This window comes from Rhizobium sp. NFACC06-2 (assembly GCF_900101425.1).
Classification (GTDB): domain Bacteria; phylum Pseudomonadota; class Alphaproteobacteria; order Rhizobiales; family Rhizobiaceae; genus Agrobacterium; species Agrobacterium leguminum.
Genome location: NZ_FMVA01000012.1, coordinates 122,218 through 137,224 on the forward strand (window position 1 = coordinate 122,218; position 15,007 = coordinate 137,224).

Genomic DNA, 15,007 nt, shown 5'->3' on the forward strand with positions numbered 1-15,007 from the left:
CAATCCACGACGCGGCCCGAAGCCGCGTCGTGGCACATTTGGGCTTTTCGTCGCAGAATACTTCGAAAGATTTCTGAAAAATTCGTCTGCATCGTTTATCGAAACAATGCTTTCGTCGCGCGATAGAACAATAGGCTGAGGCATTCTCGCCGGGAGAAAATATCAGCAATTGGTCCCTTGGCCTGACTGATCCGTTGCCTCCCAGGCGACCGTTCGACTGGAAGGACATTTCGCTCCTCAAAGCCCGCGGCTGATCAGCGCAAGCAACCCGGTTCTCAATACATCCAGCCACAGGCAAGTTACCTGCGATAGCTAAGGACGGCCCATCAACAGGCTGTTCTTATCTTCGACCCTTTGTCGCCTTGCCGCAGGATGTCATGACCGCCAACCAAGTCTCCCCATCAAATGACGACACCGCTCCGAGCGCACTCGATCTTGCGCGGAACCAGCGGCTGAGCCTCATGGATCTGCTGAGCATATCAGAGGCGCTCAATGCCGCCGGGCAACAGGCGGCGGCGGCGGAACTTTACAAGACCTGGGTCGCATTCAACGACAACAACCCGACGATCCATCTCGCCTATTTCAACTATGCCGTCATGCTCAACCAGCTGGGCGATCGGGCCGGCGCTGTACAGGCGTTTCGCGCCTGCCTGAAGGCCAACCCGGATTTCGCGCCCGGCCACATCAATCTCGGCCGCGCGCTTGAAGATGCCGGGCTGATCGGCCATGCGGTAGAGCAATGGTCGCATTATGCCGAAGCGACGAAAAGCGTCGACGCCGAGACAATCGGCCATCGGCATATGACCCTGCAGAATATGGGCCGGGTTCTCGAAGGCGCCGGAAAGCTCGAAGAGGCCGAGACCGCCTTGCTGCAGGCGTTCGAACTGCGGCCGGAACTGCCGGAGGCCGGCCAGCACTGGGCATCGTTGCGGCAGCGCCAGTGCAAATGGCCCATACTTGCCCCTTCGAGCCATATTCCCGTGCGCAAGATGCTCGATGCGATGTCGTCGCTGACGCTGAGCTGTTACGCCGACGACCCGATGTTCCAGCTCGCCAAGGCATATCGCCTCAGCAAGATGCTGGTCGGTGCACGTCCGGACCTCAGCCGGTTCCCGCGCAGGTCACCGAAGCAGAAATCCGGCACCGGCCAGCGTCTGCGCGTCGGCTATCTTTCGTCGGATCTTCGCGATCATGCCGTCGGCTTCGCCCTCTGCGAAGTTCTGGAACTGCATGACAAGGACAGCATCGAGGTCTTCGCCTATTATTGCGGCAATGTCCGCGGCACTGACAGCACGCAGGCACGCATCAAGGCCGCGGTTCACTGCTGGCGTGATATTCACGGCATGGATGACGCCACTGCGGCATCTCAGATCATTGCCGACGAGATCGATATATTGATCGACGTGAATGGCTACACCAAGGATGCCCGTACGAAAATCTTCGCCTATCGTCCCGCGCCTGTCATCGTCAGCTTCTGCGGTTATCCCGGATCAATGGGAAGTCCGTTCCATCAATATCTGATCTCAGATGGTTACATGATCCCGCCGGAGAACGAGATCTATTATTCCGAGAAGGTGCTCCGCATCGCCTGCGACCAGCCCCTCGACCGGAAGCGGTCCATCGCCCCCCGGCCGACCCGGGCAGAGGTCGGACTGCCGGAGGATGCATTCGTTTATGCCAGCTTCAACGGCATGCAGAAGATCACGGAAAACTGCTTCGCACGCTGGATGACTATTCTGTCGGAGACGCCCGGCAGCCTGTTGTGGCTGCTGGCGGGTGATGACGACGTCAATCAACGCCTGCGAGACCTTGCGGAAAAGAGCGGCGTCGCGTCCGACAGGCTCATCTTCGCACCGAAGGCCCAGAACCCGCAGCATATTGCGCGCATCGGCCTTGCCGATCTGTTCCTCGACACGTTCCCCTATGGCGCGCATTCCACGGCGTCGGATGCGATAACCTCAGGCCTGCCGGTTCTCACCATGTCGGGCAAGACCTTTGCCGCACGCTTCTGCGGCAGCATCGTCACCGCAGCAGGCGTGTCGGAGATGATCTGCTCCTCACCGGAAGATTATGTCGCCCGCGCCATCGGTTTCGAACGCGACCGCAAAAGCCTTCTGGAGGTCAGGGAATCGATCGCCCGGCAGCGCGACACCAGCGTGCTGCGCGATATTCCCGCCCTGGCGCGGCGTCTCGAAGAACTCTTCTGGCAAATGCAGGGTGAATGCGAGCGTGGCGAGACCCCGGTGCCCGACCTCAGCAATCTCGATATTTATTACGAAGCAGGTGCAGAAGCGCTGCAGGAAAACATCGAGTTCGAGGACGAACAGAGTTATCGCGAGCGCTACCTGAAGAAGCTGAGGCAATGGCACGATTATGCGCCGATCCCCTATGACCGCCGCCTCTGGCAGAAACCGGACAATTGAGCGGGGATCGAACGACACCGGCGAGGACAAGCGCCGTGCGGCGACTCCCGGCAAATCTTGACCGCCCGCAAGGCGATGGATGAACAGGACTGACTTAGCAATGATCGCGGACGAAAGAATTGTCATTGTGGGTGCCGGGCTTTCCGGCGCGGTCATTGGCCGCGAGCTTGCACTGGCGGGCCACAGGGTCGATATCGTCGATGCCCGCGATCACATTGCCGGCAATTGCCACACCGAACGCGACGGTGAGACCGGCGTTATGGTGCATGTTTACGGTCCGCATATTTTCCATACCGACGACAAGGAAGTCTGGGACTATGTGAACGGCTTTCAGACATTCATGCCTTACAAGAACCGGGTCAAAACGACGAGCGGCGAGCGCGTCTATTCGCTGCCGGTCAACCTGCACACGATCAACCAGTTCTTCGGTAAGAATTTCCGGCCCGATGAAGCCAGAGCCTTCATCGAGGAAAAGGCCGACAAGTCGATTACCGATCCACAGACCTTCGAGGAGCAGGCGTTGCGCTTCGTCGGCCGCGATCTCTATGAGGCCTTCTTCAAGGGATACACCGAGAAACAATGGGGTTGCTCGCCGACGGAACTGCCGGCCTCGATCCTGAAACGCCTGCCCGTGCGCTTCAACTATGACGACAACTACTTCTTCCACAAATATCAGGGCATGCCGGAAACCGGCTATACGGACATGATCGAACGCATCCTCGATCATCCGAATATCAGCGTCAAACTTGGCACACATTTCCAGCGCGCCGAAGCGCCGGCCTCCGCACACGTCTTCTATTCCGGTCCGCTCGACGGCTATTTCGACTTCGAATTCGGCCGTCTGGCGTACCGGACGCTCAATTTCGAGCGCTTCACCTATGACGGCGACTATCAGGGCTGCGCGGTGATGAATTATGGCGACGTCTCGGTGCCCTTTACCCGCATCACCGAACACAAGCACTTTTCTCCGTGGGAAGACCATGCCGGCTCCGTCTGCTACAGGGAGTTCTCCCATGAATGCGGCCCGCAGGACATTCCCTATTATCCCATCCGGCTGGTCGAGGACAAAGAACAGCTCGCCGAATATGTGGCGCGCGCCGAACGGGAAGCGTCGGTAACCTTTGTCGGGCGGCTCGGGACCTATCGTTATCTCGACATGGATGCGACCATTCGCGAGGCGCTCGACACCGCCCGCCTCTATCTCGCCCGGCGATCGGAGGGCGCTCCCATGCCGGCATTTCTGCATTCACCCCTTTGAGGTGACGGCGGCTGAAGCGTAGCAACTTCAGGTTCAGGCAAGCCCGATTGCGTACTCAACATCTGAAAAATGGTGGATCTCAGTGACCGATGCCCCTCCGGGGGCTCGGGCGGAAAATCCACCTGTTGGGCCTGGACTTTAGGATTTTCAGACATGACGTCGATCATTTCTTCCCTGAACGTCAATCAGATCAGATATCTCTCGACAGAGGCGGTCGCTGCCTGGACAACTGAGGACGTCGCGTCGCTTTCCACAACGCAGATCAAGGCGCTCTCCTCGGATCAGATCGCGGCACTGGATGTGGAGGATGTCAAAGTCCTCAACTCACAACAGTTGAGCGCCATTTCGCAGGGCGCCATCGTTGGCCTGACGCTGGATCAGCTCAACATTCTCGATCAATACGCCATCAAAAGCCTGAATTCGAGCCAGATTTCTGCGCTCACCACCACCCAGCTCCATGCCCTGACGACGGAACAGGCGGAGGCTTTGACCTCATCTCAGGTGCGCGCCCTCAATGCGACGCAAATTGCCGCCCTGAGCGCGGAAGATATAGCAACATTCTCAACCGCCGACATCGCCGCAATCACAAGCAAAGCCATGCCGGGCTTGAGCACCGAGGTGATCGCAGGGCTGACCCCGGATCAGATCGCGGCCCTGAGCACGAGCGCCGTTGCAAGCCTGACGACCGACCAGATCGCGGTCCTGAGCCCGGATCAGGCCGAAGCCCTGTCGCCGGCGCAGGTCAAAGTGCTGAGCTCGATGCAACTCGCTGCCCTCGGCACAGACGATATAGCGACATTCTCGACTGCCGACATCGCGGCGATTACCGTCAAGGCCATGCCGGGCCTCAGCACCGAGGCAATCGCAGCGTTTACCCCGGATCGGATCGCCGCCCTCAGCGCAAGCACGATTGCCGGTCTGACGATCGACCAGATAGAAACCCTGAGCACCGCCCAGATCGCCGCACTGACGACGGCCCAGATTGCCGCACTCAAGACGACGCACATTGCCGCCTTAAGCACCAGCCAGGTCGAAGCCCTGTCGCCGCAACAGGTGAGGTCGCTGAGCGCGGCACAATTCGTGGCTCTCAGCGCGGAGGACATCGCGACATTCTCAACCGCCGATATAGCGGAGATCACCGGCAAAGCCATGCCCCGTCTGGGCACGGAGACGATCAGCACGCTGACCAGAGAGCAGATCGCCGCACTGACAACGGCCCAGATGAACGCCCTCGGCGTAGCGCAGTTCCAGGCCTTGAGCGCGGCTCAGATCGAGGCCCTGTCAACCGCTCAGATTGCCGCCCTCAGCACCGGCGTGGTCGCAAACCTGATAGCCGACCAGATCGAAGCCTTCAGCACCCAGCAGGTCGAGGCCCTGTCCTCGGCTCAGGTGAAATTGCTGAGCTCGATCCAGCTTGCGGCCCTGAGCGCGGAGGATATAGCAACATTCTCGATCGCCGATATCGCGGCAATCACCGGCAAAGCCATGTCCGGCCTGAGCGCGGACGCAATCGCGGTGCTATCCACCGCCCAGATCGCCGCCCTGACCACCAGCGCCATTGCCGGCCTGACGGCCGATCAGATCGAAGTTCTAAGCACCGAGCAGGTCGAGGCGCTGTCTCCGACGCAGGTGAAGTCCCTGAGTTCAGCGCAGCTTGCAGCCCTGAGCGTCGAGGATCTGGCGACATTCTCGACCGCCGATATCGCAGCGATCACGAATAAAGCCATGTCGGGCTTGAACACCGATGTTATCGCGGCCTTCACCACGGCTCAGATCGGCGCCCTCACCACCAGCGCCATTACCGGCCTCACCTCCGATCAGATCGAAGCCCTGAGCGGCAATCAGGTCAGCCTTCTATCCACCGCGCAGATCAAGGCGTTGAGTTCGGTTCAGGTCGCCGCCCTGGGCAACGATGTGGCCGCCCTGTCCACCAGCCAAACGGCCGTGTTGAGCACATCGGGCATCAAGGGTCTGACCAGCGATCAGGTTGCGGCCCTCAGCATCGATCAGTTCGCGGCCCTGACCACGGCCCAGATCGCGGCTTTCGGCTCGGGGCAGATTGCGGCATTGAGCACGGACAATATAGCATCGCTCTCCGTGGCCCAGCTTGCGGCAATGAGCACCTCCGGCATCCTCGGACTTTCGACCAGCCAGATCGCCGCCCTCAGCACCGATCAGGTTTCCAGGCTGTCGACCAAGCAGATGGCGCGATTGAGCGCGGCACAAATTGCCACCCTCGGCACAGACGACATCGCCGCTCTTTCAACGGCCCAGATCGCCTCCCTGAGCGCTGCGGGCATTACGGGACTAAGCGCGCAACAGCTGGCGACCCTCACCACCAGCCAGGCCGAAGCCTTGACGAGCGCGCAGATCGTCAATCTCGGCTCCACACAGATTTCGCAGCTGGGCACGGACGATCTGGCGAAATTCACGACCAAGGACATCGCCGCGATCACGTCCAGCGCAATCGCAGGACTGACGGCAGAAACCCTTGCTTCCCTGACGACAGTCCAGATTGCCGCCCTGAATGTACAAAGCATCGGTGCGTTGAGCACCGCGCAGATCGGCGCCTTGAGTATCGCCCAGGTCGAGGCCTTGACCACCGCCCAGGTCGGCGCTCTCAGCCCGAAACAGATCGCCGCCTTGAGCGCGGATAACATTGCGACATTCTCGACCAAGGATATCGCCGCGATCAGTTCCAGTGCGATCTCCGGATTGTCGGCAGAGACCATCGCCTCCCTGACGACAGCCCAGATTGCCGCCCTGAGCGTGCAAAGCATCGGTGCGTTGAACACCGCGCAGATCGCCGCCCTCAGCACCGCGCAGGTCGAGGCCTTGACCAGCGCTCAGGTAAGCGCTCTGAGCTCGACGCAGGTAGCGGCCCTGAGCGCGGAGGATATGGCGACGTTCTCGACCAAGGACATTGCCGCCCTCAGTTCGAATGCAATCCCGGGCCTGTCCACCCAAACCATAGCGTCGCTGACGACAGCGCAGATCGCAGCGCTGAGTACGGCTGGCATTGGCGGGTTGAGCACCGGACAGGTCGCAGCGCTTACTGGCGATCAGGTGGACGCCCTGACCAGTACCCAAATCGCGGCACTCACCTCCAAACAGGTTGCGGCCTTGAGCGTGGCTGACATCGCCTCGCTGTCAGCAGCCCAGATAGCCGCCCTCAGCACGGCGGGCATAACGGGCCTGACCACTGACCAGATCGCAGCACTCGACACCGCGCAGGTCGAGGCTTTGACCGAGACCCAGGTCGGTGCTCTCAGCTCGAAACAGATTGCGGTCTTGGGTACGGACGACATGGCAACGTTCTCGACCAAGGACATTGCCGCGATCAGTTCAAATGCCATCCCGGGCTTGTCAACGGAGACCATAGCGTCGCTGACCACGGCCCAGGTCGCAGCCTTGAGTGCTGCTGGCGTTGGGGGACTGAACACCGGACAGGTCGCCGTCCTGACGAGCGATCAAGTCGACGCCCTGATCAGTATCCAGGTCGGCGCCCTCACCTCCAGGCAGGTTGCCGCCCTCAGCGTGGCCAGCATCGCCTCGCTTTCGGCAACCCAGATAGCCGCTCTCAGCACGATGGGCATAGCGGGCCTGACCACCGATCAGATCGCCGCTCTCAACACCGCTCAGGTCGAGGCCCTCACCAGTGCTCAGATCAGCGTCCTCAGCGCAAAACAGATTGCGGCCCTCAGCGCCGGTGGCCTTGATACATTCACCGCCGCCGAACTGGCTGTCATCAGCTCAAGTGCGATCTCGGGCCTGTCGACAGCGGCAATCGCTTCGCTGACGACGGCGCAGATCGCAGCCCTCGGCGCGGCGGCAGTACCCGGCCTGACCACCGCCCAGATCGCGGCCCTCGGCACCGGTCAGGTGGATGCCCTCACCAGCGCCCAGATCGCCGCCCTCACCTCCAGGCAGGTTGCGGCTCTGAGCGTGGCCAGCATCGCCTCGCTCTCGGCAGCCCAGATAGCCGCCCTCAGCACTGCGGGCACGGCGGGCCTGACCACCGATCAGATCACGGCGCTCGACACCGTTCAGGTCGAGGCCCTGACCAGTGGTCAGATCGGCACTCTCAGTTCGAAACAGATCGCGGCTCTCAGCGCTGGCGATCTCGATACATTCACTGCCGCCGAGCTGGCCGCCATCAGTTCGAATGCAGTCTCGGGCCTGTCGACAGCCACGATCGCCTCGTTGACGACCGCTCAGATCGCCGCACTCGGCGCGGCGGCAATACCGGGCCTGACCACGGATCAGATCGCGGCTCTCGGCACCGGTCAGGTAAGCGCGCTGACCAATGCCCAGATCGGCGCCCTCACCTCCAAACAGGTTGCGGCCCTGAATACGGCCGACATCGCCTCCCTTTCCGCCAGCCAGATAGCGGCTCTGGACGCCAAGGCGATTGCGGGCCTTGGCAGCGCACAGACCGGCGCGTTGAGCATTGAACAGGTCCAGACATTATCCACCCGGCAGATAGCATCGCTGAATTCGGATGCGCTCAAGGGCCTGTCTGCGGAGATGCTGGAAACCTTCTCGACGGAGGAACTCGCGGCTATCGGCTCAAGCGCGATAAAGGGACTGTCCACGGACTTTATCGCCGCTCTTTCCACCGCCGAGGTTGCAGCCCTGAGCACGGCTGGCGTCGCCGGATTGACCGGCGATCAGATCAATGCCCTCGGCAAGGACCAGATCGAAGCACTCTCCACCAGCCAGATCGCCGCATTGAGTTCGGCCGGACTTGCGGGATTGACGGCGGATGATCTGGATACATTCTCGACCGGCGAACTTGCCGCCATCAGTTCGACGGCGATAAAGGGACTGTCCGCCACCGTCGTGGCCTCCCTGTCTTCTCAGGAGATCGCCGCTTTGACGACGGGCCAGGTGGCTGCGCTGAGCTACGGTCAGGTCGCGGCAATGGGGTCTGCGCAAATCGGAGCGCTGTCACTGTCACAGGTCAGCGTCCTCAACGCGCTGCAGGCAGCCGCGCTTGTCGGCGACGACCTGACGGCATTTTCCACCGAGCAGATCATCAGCCTGAGTTCGAGCGCGATCTCCGGATTGGGCACCGGTACACTCGCTGCCCTGACGGCATCCCAGGCGGCAGCCTTCACACCAGGCCAGATCGCCGCCATGACATCGGCGCAGGTTACGGCCTTGAACAGCGCCAAGACCACCAACAGCTCTGTCCAGGATATCGCCTCCCTGATCTCAACCACCAACGAGACGACTTCGACCGAGGACAGCGCGACCAGCACCTCAGTGGCGGCTTCGAGTGAAACGCAGGAGACGTCTGACGTCGCTGCAACCATTTTGTCTTATCTGGACGTCTGATTTTAGCCTGCGAACAGGAAAATAACCAGGCCGGGATAGCTGCCATTGCCTGATGGCAGCCGCCATTTCGCCGGCTCACCAACCCCGCGTCAGGTTGCGATCAGACCGGGGCCGGGCTGCTCGTCGCTGGCGCAAGGTTCCGTGCGATCTCTCCGGCAACGAAGATCGCGTGCTCGGTAACCTGGGGCAGGCCCATCAGCTCACCGAAGGTTCCGCGCGCCAGCGGACCGCCGATCAGCAGCGTTTCAATGGCCTGGCCGCGGCTGTCGATGGCGCGGGATCGCTCGTCGCAGTGGATGCCCAGCCCCGTCGGGCAAAAGGTCAGAAGACCCGCCTGCTCCAGACCGGAAAGAAAAGCCTGCGATTTCAGAATTCCACCATGGGCGGGACCGGTCGTCACGACGATAGCATCGACATCGAGCCGCGCGATGTCCCTTTTGCCGCGAAACCGCAGATCGACATGCAACGAACCGTCTTCGCCAGCCTTTGCGGACACAAGCGACCCGGGGACGATCTGTAGCTGGCCCGAAATTATGGCCTCATCCAGAAGTTTCTCCACCTGCGGCGCGATCCTGAACCGGTGCGCGTCCCAGAAGGGCCGCAGCCACCGCACCACCCTGCGCTTTTCGATCAGCGGAAGGTTCCGCCATATGTCGCGTCCCTGCAGGCGAACGGCGTCCAGAACGCCATGCCAGCTCGCACCGCCCGCTTGCGACACTCGCACAGCCTCTCGAATCCGCCGCAATAGTTCCGACGCGCTTTTGGACGGCGGATCGACAAAATCGCCGTAGGGTTCCTGCGGCAAGGCCGGATGGCCACGCGACCGCAAACCGCGGCGCGACAGCGAAACGACCCGCGCATGATGGCCGCGCCGGTGGAGCGCGGCAAAGGCATCAGCCGCGGTCAAGCCATTGCCGACGATCAGAATGCGGTCACCCGCGGCGATATTTTCCAGCGCAGCGTCCGCATTCAAATCCGCCACCAGTTTCGGATGGCCGGCAAGCGGTTTCAACACCTGCGGAAGCGCCGGCGGCGGATGGCTTGTCGCAACCACCACGATGTCCGCGAAGTGGCTGTCGCCGTCTGCGGTTTGCAGCTCCCAACCATCCGCATGGCGGGCCACATGTTCCACCGTGCTGCGCCTGTGCTCAACAACGCCCGCATCCAGCAAAGGCGCGATCTCGGCCGCGACATAGGCGCCGAAGACCCTGCGTTGCGGATAGGCCTGCCCATCGGGCAAAACTGCTGCTGCATCGCCCGCAAGCGCGTTCGACCTGTCGAGATAATGGAGGAAATTATCCGGATCATCAGGATAAAGCGTCATGCGCCCGGCCGGTACGTTGATCCGGTTGGCCGGCTCCGGCGTGGAATAGGCAAGCCCCGCGCCCAATGCCGCTCTCGGTTCGAACACCACGATCCGCACATTTTCGAACGCCCCAGCGGCTCGATGGAGATGAAGGGCAATCGCTGCCCCACTAAATCCACCGCCTATGATGGCGACAATGGCATTCTTCCGGCTCACTGACATTTCAACTCACGCGATCTCGGCGGCTCACGGACCGAATAACGTCCAATTTTAGCAGCCGGGATGAAAAATTCACAGCGATACGTGTCAGGCCGCGCAAGTTCGAACGCATGCGTCCCGTCCGGTTCGGGTACGGCACTTTCGGCGGATCAGCGGCGAAGGCCGCCGCTCCACCTTTTCTGCCTGCGTTATTCGGCTGCAATCGCCGCGCTCTCCTCGGCCTCTTCGAGTGCGCGCACCAGCGGAATGACGTGCTTGCCGAAATACTCGACCTCCTCCTGGAAATGCAGGAAACCGAGCAGGATGAGGTCGGCGCCGGCGCGCTTCAGGCGCACGATGCGCTCCGCCACCTGTTGGGGGGTGCCGATGAGGTTAGAGCGGAAACCGTCATTGTACTGAACGAGATCCTCGAAGCTGGATTTCGCCCAGTTGCCCTCTCCTTCCGGGGAGGCCTTACCGGCATTCTTCACCTCATGGCCAAAAGCATTGACCGCTTCCGGATTGGCCTTCTCGATGATTTCGGCAAGCACGGCCTTTGCCTCTTCCTCCGTCTCACGCACGATGGCGAAGGCATTTACGCCGACCTTCACCGAATGATTGTTCTCAGCCGCCTTGGCACGGATGTCATCGACCTGCCTTGCGATTTCTTCCGGGGTGTTACCGTTGGTGAAATACCAGTCGGAAACGCGGGCCGCCATATCGCGGGCTGCGCGCGAAGAACCGCCCTGAAAGATTTCAGGCTGCGGATCAACCGGTTTCGGCTTCAGGGAATAATTGTTGAATCGATAGAAATCGCCGCGGAAGGTGAAGCTGTCTTCCGTCCAGATGCCGCGCAATGCACGGATGAACTCCTCCGAGCGGCGATAGCGCTCGTCGTGGTCGAGCCACGGTTCGCCGATTGCATGGAACTCGCCGCGAAACCAGCCGCTGACAATATTGACCGCAACGCGGCCATTGGTGAGGTGGTTAATCGTGGCGATCTGTTTTGCAGCGAGCGCCGGGTTCCACGGCCCCGGCAGAATGGCGGCGATGACCTTCAGCGTCTTTGTCGACTCCAGCAGGGAATGGCTGAAAGACACGGATTCATGCTGGAACTCGGCGCCGTAACCGGCCGTGAACCGAATCTGGCTCAGCGCATAGTCAAAACCGCTCGCTTCCGCGATCTGCGCGAGCTTGCGGTTATAGTCGATGGTCCAGCTGGTGCGTTGTTCAATGTTGGAGATGACGAGGCCACCGGAAACATTCGGCACCCAATAGGCGAATTTAACGGGCTCGGCGGTGCGTGCGGTCATGATAAATTCCTCTCTTACAATCTCAGTCGGCAGCCGCTTCGCGTGAAACGACGGAAAGGGTCGGATGGTGATCGCCGCCGCCAAGCGCTTTGGCGGGTAAAAGCTCGAACAGATCGGCGACGGCGCGCTCAATGCGCGCTTCGACAGCCGGGTTTGAAAGCGTGTGTCCGGTAAAATCCGCCTCGACGGCATAAACCGTGGTCGGCACGGTAACAGCGCCGAAGAAGCCGAACAGCGGACGGAACTGGTGTTCCAGCATCAGGCCATGCAGCGGCGAGCCGCCGGTCGCGGCAAGGATCACGCGTCGACCCTGCAGGGCACGAAAATCGACGAGATCGAATAAATGCTTGAGCGCGCCCGTATAGGACGCGCGATAGACCGGCGAACCGACGACGAGTACATCGGCAGCCTCCACGGCATCGACAATCGCACGCCCGGCCTCGTCGAGCTCATCTGCGCGCAATGCCCGAAATAGAACCGGGGCGGCATCGGCGAGATCGATGAGGTCGGTTTCAACCTTCGCCGTCCGCCCGATCGCGGCAACAATTCGTTCAACGACATGCGCCGTGCGGGAAGGCCGCTTCACACTACCGGAAATGCCAAGGATCTTCATATCCGTTCGCCCTTCTTTTGTGTGTATTTTCTATGTTTTTAATAGGCTATCAAAGACGCTCGTTCCAAAAGCCGCATATTTTGAGAAATGCTTTCGCGTATATGGGCCGAAGCGCGACTGTTTCACGCAGGGCAACGCGGTCGCTGCAAGCGCCGGAGCGGAAAGCCGCTCATACCCTCAACGGGCGGATATCGCCCAAAAGCAGGACACCGGGGATCTCCGATCCCCGGTGTCAATATCTAGAGCGATGCTTTCAGCGCCTCAACCTAGCGCGCCGTAAAGGCAGGGCAAGGATCAAAACTCCTCCCAGTTGTCGGGGGCGGTATTCAACGCGGCATTGCCTGAAAACGCCGCCCTTATCCTGCCGCCAAGCGCACGCGCGGGAGACGCTGCAGGCCTGTCGGCGACCGATGCCGTGCGTACGGGCGCAGAGGCCTCACCATAACCGCCTTCGGACAGTTTGAACTGCGCGATCAGCCCGTTCAGCGAAGACGCCTCGCGTGCAAGCCCGTGGCTTGCGGCGGTGCTTTCCTCCACCATGGCGGCGTTCTTCTGGGTGTCCTGATCCATCTGGTTCACGGCCGTATTGATCTGCTGAAGACCGGAGGATTGCTCCTGTGCCGATTCCGCGATGGCGGCGACGTGCCGGTTGATTTCCTGCACCTCCGTCACGATCAGTTCCAGCGCCTTGCCGGTTTCACCAACCAGCTGCACGCCCTGCTGAACCTGACCGTTGGATGTCGTGATCAGGTTCTTGATCTCCTTGGCCGCACCGGCGGAGCGTTGCGCCAGTTCGCGAACCTCCTGCGCGACAACGGCAAAGCCCTTGCCCGCCTCACCCGCACGGGCAGCTTCAACGCCCGCATTCAGCGCCAGAAGGTTGGTCTGGAACGCGATCTCGTCGATCACGCCGATGATGTTGGAAATCTCATTGGCGGATGTCGCGATCTGCTCCATTGCAGCGACGGCCTGCTGCACCACCTCTCCGGATTTTTCAGCGCCGACTTTTGCACGGCCGACGAGGTGACCCGCTTCCTGCGCCCGCTTCGTGGCGTCCTTCACCGTCGTGGTGATCTCCTCCAGCGCAGCCGCAGTCTCCTCAACGGCGGCAGCCTGCTGCTCCGTGCGTCTCGCCAGATCGTCCGCCGCAGACCTTATCTCATTGGCGCCGGCGTCGATGCCGCGCGCGTTCTGCGCCACCTGGCTCAAGGTCGACTGCAACTGTTCCGCAGCCCGGTTGAAATCGCCGCGGATACCGTCAAGACCGGAAACGAACGGCTGAACGATCCGGTAAGTAACGTCGCCCTGGGCGATCTTCGAAAGGGCCGTGGCAAGATTGTCGACGGCAAACTGCACGTCGGCAGCTTCCCTGGCCTTCTGTTTCTCGCGCTCGATCCGGTCCTTTTCCGAAGTCGACCGGTTGGCCTCCGTTTCATTCTCAAGCCGGAGGCGTTCGATTGCGCTTTCGCGAAACGCCTGAACCGCAGCGGCCATCTGGCCCACTTCATCCCTGCGATCCATTCCGGAAATTTCGCTTGCCGTATCACCGGCCGCGAGCGATTCCATACGCGCGCGAAGCCGCGCAATCGGGGTGGTGATGCCCCGGGAGGAAATGAGCAGGCCAAGTGCGATCACAGCCAGCGAAACGAGCGCGAGCGTAATCAGGCCCGTCCAGATCGTCGTATTGGTGCTGGCTGTAAGGCGTTCTCTTCCCTCATTCATCACCTGGATGAGCTGCTCATTGCCGGCGCTGATCTTTGGCGAGACTTCGGCAATTTTCCGAAGCACGTTGAGCGCCATCTGCTGCGCTTCGGCGCGTTGCCCTGCCTGCATGAGGGCGATGACCTGATTGCCGATCTCCTCGACTTCGACGACACCCTTGAGGATATCGCGGGCGGCATCCGTGCGCGCCGGCACCAGTTCCATGATCTTGTTCTGGCGTTCCTCGAGCTGCTTACGGTCGGCTCGGAAGGTTTTGACGGCAGCTTCGAAATCAGCGCTGGCCGGGTCGTTAAGGCTGGCGCGAAGCATCTGCATGCCAAGTGCATTGAGGTTCCCGCTGGTTCTGGCGTTCAGAACCGCAGCAAGGGCCTCATGGCCGATGAAATCGCTATAGACGCTGTCGGTGCCTTTATATTGCAGGCTGACGTAGCTTATTCCGGAAAGCGACATCAGGCTCATCAACGAGATGACAAAAACGACCTTCGTTTTTATCTTGGTATTGTTCAGGAAAGACATGAATGGCCTCAAGGCAAGCACTCCTCCAGCCGCCCTCTCAGGAGGCCGGGGAATATATAATGAAACATCGCGGGTAGCTGTTGCCCCTCCTCATAGGGCGACAAGCGGATGCCTTTTTCGAGCCGCCGCCGGGCGGGTCGTCATGGGTCCGCTTGTTCTACCGGCTCCGCCGATGAAACCTTGGAACCTGCGTATTTTAGATTTCACAAAATCACTAAATGAAGTGTTACCCGGGATAGGCAAGTGCTGACAATTCGCCACGCTGCAGACCGGTTCGAGCATCGTTTTCAAGCCCGGCAGCAGCCGGTGCCGTTATCC

At 60.9% G+C, this 15,007-nt stretch carries 7 protein-coding genes; 3 read left to right on the forward strand and 4 right to left on the reverse strand.

What is annotated here, in order from left to right:
• Positions 1-377: 377 nt before the first annotated feature.
• The 3 genes from F3H58_RS19730 to F3H58_RS19740 all read left to right on the forward strand — a co-directional run bounded on the left by F3H58_RS19730 (position 378) and on the right by F3H58_RS19740 (position 9,021).
• Positions 378-2,423 carry an O-linked N-acetylglucosamine transferase, SPINDLY family protein gene (locus F3H58_RS19730; RefSeq protein WP_149743411.1) on the forward strand — a complete coding sequence of 682 codons (2,046 nt, stop codon included), beginning with the start codon at positions 378-380 and terminating at the stop codon, positions 2,421-2,423.
• Between the two features lie 100 nt (positions 2,424-2,523).
• Positions 2,524-3,681, forward strand: coding sequence for a UDP-galactopyranose mutase (gene glf, locus F3H58_RS19735; RefSeq protein ID WP_149743412.1), 1,158 nt, complete (start codon positions 2,524-2,526; stop codon positions 3,679-3,681).
• 153 nt (positions 3,682-3,834) lie between these two features.
• Positions 3,835-9,021 (forward strand): beta strand repeat-containing protein, encoded by a 5,187-nt coding sequence (locus tag F3H58_RS19740; protein ID WP_149743413.1) that lies wholly within the window; start codon positions 3,835-3,837, stop codon positions 9,019-9,021.
• Between the two features lie 100 nt (positions 9,022-9,121).
• Here F3H58_RS19740 and F3H58_RS19745 read toward each other — a convergent pair whose 3' ends face one another.
• The 4 genes from F3H58_RS19745 to F3H58_RS19760 all read right to left on the reverse strand — a co-directional run bounded on the left by F3H58_RS19745 (position 9,122) and on the right by F3H58_RS19760 (position 14,689).
• Positions 9,122-10,549: an FAD/NAD(P)-binding protein gene (locus tag F3H58_RS19745; protein ID WP_149743414.1), complete on the reverse strand. Its 1,428-nt coding sequence runs from the start codon at positions 10,547-10,549 to the stop codon at positions 9,122-9,124.
• A gap of 185 nt (positions 10,550-10,734) precedes the next feature.
• Complete coding sequence (gene sfnG, locus F3H58_RS19750) at positions 10,735-11,838, reverse strand: dimethylsulfone monooxygenase SfnG (protein ID WP_003523935.1); 1,104 nt, start codon at positions 11,836-11,838, stop codon at positions 10,735-10,737.
• A 22-nt stretch (positions 11,839-11,860) separates the two neighbouring features.
• A complete protein-coding gene (msuE, locus tag F3H58_RS19755; protein ID WP_149743415.1) occupies positions 11,861-12,451 on the reverse strand; it encodes an FMN reductase in 591 nt (196 codons plus the stop codon).
• A gap of 294 nt (positions 12,452-12,745) precedes the next feature.
• A complete protein-coding gene (locus F3H58_RS19760; RefSeq protein WP_149743416.1) occupies positions 12,746-14,689 on the reverse strand; it encodes a methyl-accepting chemotaxis protein in 1,944 nt (647 codons plus the stop codon).
• Positions 14,690-15,007: the final 318 nt, after the last annotated feature.

Excerpts from the sequence above, each read along its gene's own strand:
- F3H58_RS19760 (WP_149743416.1), bottom strand. The coding sequence starts at position 14,689 with ATGTCTTTCCTGAACAATACCAAGATAAAAACGAAGGTCGTTTTTGTC.
- sfnG (WP_003523935.1), bottom strand. The coding sequence starts at position 11,838 with ATGACCGCACGCACCGCCGAGCCCGTTAAATTCGCCTATTGGGTGCCG.
- F3H58_RS19745 (WP_149743414.1), bottom strand. The coding sequence starts at position 10,549 with ATGTCAGTGAGCCGGAAGAATGCCATTGTCGCCATCATAGGCGGTGGA.
- msuE (WP_149743415.1), bottom strand. The coding sequence starts at position 12,451 with ATGAAGATCCTTGGCATTTCCGGTAGTGTGAAGCGGCCTTCCCGCACG.
- F3H58_RS19730 (WP_149743411.1), top strand. The coding sequence starts at position 378 with ATGACCGCCAACCAAGTCTCCCCATCAAATGACGACACCGCTCCGAGC.
- glf (WP_149743412.1), top strand. The coding sequence starts at position 2,524 with ATGATCGCGGACGAAAGAATTGTCATTGTGGGTGCCGGGCTTTCCGGC.
- F3H58_RS19740 (WP_149743413.1), top strand. The coding sequence starts at position 3,835 with ATGACGTCGATCATTTCTTCCCTGAACGTCAATCAGATCAGATATCTC.